The sequence below is a fragment of the Providencia sp. 6390 genome (genome assembly GCF_058148425.1).
In genome coordinates this window covers 1-1,951 of the sequence record NZ_JBYVYL010000026.1, presented here as the reverse complement: position 1 = coordinate 1,951, position 1,951 = coordinate 1, and the positions used below count along the sequence as shown (strand labels likewise).

Sequence of the window (1,951 nt, the reverse complement as noted above, 5' to 3'; positions counted from 1 at the left end):
CCGTATTGAACCGGGTGAAATTGAAGCACGTCTGTTGCAATGCAGCGGGGTACGAGAGGCTGTTGTTATTGCCCGTGAAGATAATCCCGGCGATATCCGTCTGGTTGCCTATCTTATCGCACAATCGGGGGCCGAACTTACCCCTTACACGTTACGCAAAGCCCTTGCTCTTCATCTCGCGGAATACATGGTACCTAGTGCCTTTGTCACCATTGACGCCTTCCCACTTACCCCTAATGGTAAGCTTGATCGTAAAGCACTGCCCATGCCAGCACAGTCGTCCATTGTTAGTCGTGGATATGGAACGCCTATTGGTGAGCTAGAAATGACATTAGCGGAGATATGGCAGGATTTGCTGGGATTAGAGCGCGTAGGACGTCACGATCACTTTTTCGAGCTTGGTGGTCACTCTATACTTGCTGTGCGTTGTGTCACCAGTGTGCGCCAAATGCTAGGGTTAGAGCTTCAAGTTCAGAAAATTTTCACTAACCCTATTTTAAGCGACTTAGCTCAAGAACTTAGCCATACCTCTGCCATTACCGTTACAGATATTCCATTAGCAGATCGCAGTCAACCACTGCCACTGTCGTTTTCTCAACAACGGCTGTGGTTCCTAACACAACTCGACCCAACTGCTAGCCGTGCCTATAATCTGCCCGCAGCACTACGCCTCAAAGGTCAACTTGATAGAACCGCATTGATCACCGCACTCAATGGGCTGATAACCCGCCACGAAAGCCTGCGAACTCGTTTTCCCTCTGTTGATGGCCAACCTTACCAGTATATTGAACTAGACGATATCGGCTTTAGCCTGACTTGCCTCGATATGCGTGAACTGGATGAAGCCACCCTCACACAACGTGTTGCTGAGCTTGCTACTCAAGGAGCTCGCCAACCGTTTAATTTAGTCGAGGGGCCGCTTATTCGTGGTCAACTGCTGCAATTGAGTGATGAGCTACATATACTGCTGCTAACCATGCACCATATTATCTCCGATGGCTGGTCTATCGGCATTTTGTCGCATGAATTGGCAGCTATGTATCAGGCCGCACGGGATGGCAGCGATCCACAGTTACCGCCACTACCTGTTCAATTCGCTGATTACGCCGTTTGGCAGCATCAATGGTTACAAGATGAGATGCTCGACTCTTTACGTGACTACTGGTGTAATCAATTACAAGGTGCCCCTGCCTTAATAGAACTGCCTACCGATAGGCCTCGTCCATCCGTACAGCGCTATGAAGGTGATACTCTTCCCGTCAGTCTCGATGTACAAGAACTGGCGGCATTAAAAACATTATGTCGCCAGCAAGGGATAACGATGTTTATGGCGCTACTTGCGGTCTGGAGTGTAGTGCTTTCTCGCCTTAGCGGCCAGGGTGATCTTGTTATTGGTACACCACTAGCTAACCGCAAGCACAGCGAGACCGAAGGACTCATTGGCTTTTTTGTCAATACGCTAGCACTACGCATTACACCAAGCCAATGCCAAACAGTTGACGAACTCTTGACCCAAATTCGTGAACGCGCAATTGCCGCTTATACCTATCAGGATTTACCGTTCGAGCAAGTCGTAGAAGCACTGCAACCTGCTCGTAGCCTCAGTTACAGTCCTGTATTCCAAGTGATGTTGTCATTAAACAACACTCCAATGCAGGACATGACACTGCCCGGCCTTGAGCTTTCCACTATTGAGCATCCACAGCGTAGTACCCAGTTTGATATCACACTTTCTCTAACTGAAACGGAAAATGGCCTTGATGGTGGGATCATCTATTCTACAGATCTCTTTGATAACGAAACAATTGTCCGCATTAGAGGCTATCTGCGAAATGTGTTAATGGCGATGGCAGACGATGTCACCCAACCGATTACCACCTTACCAATGCTTTCAGAGCGTGAACGTCAACAGTTGTTAGTTGACTTTAACGACACCAACGCCGACTTCCCT

Annotated in this window: 1 protein-coding gene; it reads left to right on the top strand. The window is 48.5% G+C overall.

Annotated elements, in window-relative coordinates; genetic code table 11:
* On the top strand, positions 1-1,951 hold a 1,951-nt coding region (locus AC3Z9T_RS21340), incomplete at both ends, for a condensation domain-containing protein (RefSeq protein WP_490128057.1).